This window comes from Agrilactobacillus composti DSM 18527 = JCM 14202 (assembly GCF_001436375.1).
GTDB classification, from domain to species: domain Bacteria; phylum Bacillota; class Bacilli; order Lactobacillales; family Lactobacillaceae; genus Agrilactobacillus; species Agrilactobacillus composti.
Genome location: NZ_AZGA01000030.1, coordinates 1 through 1,057, shown reverse-complemented (window position 1 = coordinate 1,057; position 1,057 = coordinate 1). Strand labels below are relative to the sequence as shown.

1 protein-coding gene is annotated in these 1,057 nt (G+C 39.7%); it reads left to right on the top strand.

Features of this window, described 5'->3' with window-relative positions; genetic code table 11:
- Positions 1–101: 101 nt before the first annotated feature.
- Positions 102–1,025 (top strand): IS30 family transposase, encoded by a 924-nt coding sequence (locus FC83_RS06830; RefSeq protein ID WP_035456426.1) that lies wholly within the window; start codon positions 102–104, stop codon positions 1,023–1,025.
- Positions 1,026–1,057 lie beyond the last annotated feature (32 nt).

Here is a 1,057-nt window from a genome sequence, read left to right as displayed (position 1 = left end):
GGTAGATTGTAAAATTTAAGTTGAACATATTAGTGGACAGAAAAACCCATAAAGGTCTTTAATGGTGTCACCACAACATTCCACTAGAAAGAAGGACCTTTATGGGCACCACTATTTTATCATTTGAAGACCGCGTTGTCATCGAAACACTTCATCATGAAAAGCACTCACTTCAATATATTGCCGATTATTTAGGCTTTAGTAAAACCACTATCTTTAATGAGGTTCATCGCTTAGCTGGTGAGTATCACGCAGTTAAGGCTCAAACTGACCATGAAGTTAAACTTAGTCATCGTGGTCGTAAAACCATCTTAACGACTAACCTAAAGCGATTGATTGAAGAAAAAATCAAGATCCAAAAATGGTCAATTGAACAAGTGGCTCATGTAGTTAGAATTGCCTACAAAACCATCTATAACTGGATTGATCAGGGACTACTGGATATTAATGTGACTGATTTACCTGACCATGGTATTCGTCGCAAACGAGCTAAAGAAACCCGTGGTACTTTTAGTCATGGACGTTCCATCGAAGATCGTCCAGCTGAAATTTCTGATCGTAATACTTCAGGTCACTTCGAAGCTGATACAGTTTTATCTGGAAAACGTAAAGGTCAAGCAGTAGCTACGTTTGTCGAGCGTAAGAGTCGGCTTACCATCGTTAAACGGCTTAATGGACGAGATAGTACTTCAATGACCAAGGCTATTTTAGAATTGGCTAACCAGTTAGGAGATAATCTCAAGACCCTTACTGTTGACCATGGGAAAGAATTCGCCAACTACAATTTGATTGAAGAACAGACCGGTGTTCCGCTGTACTTTGCGCACGCTTATTCGCCACATGAACGAGGCAGTAATGAAAATCGCAACCGAGTACTACGCCGCTTCATTCCCAAAGGTCAACCGATTGATGAGATTACCGATGATGAATTGATTCAAATTAACTGGTATTTGAATTCCCGACCACTCAAATGTTTAAATTGGCGAACACCGATTGAGATCTTTTTGCGTGATCTGCGTTACTAAATTTGTTCAAGTTATTTCTTGCAATCTGCCAA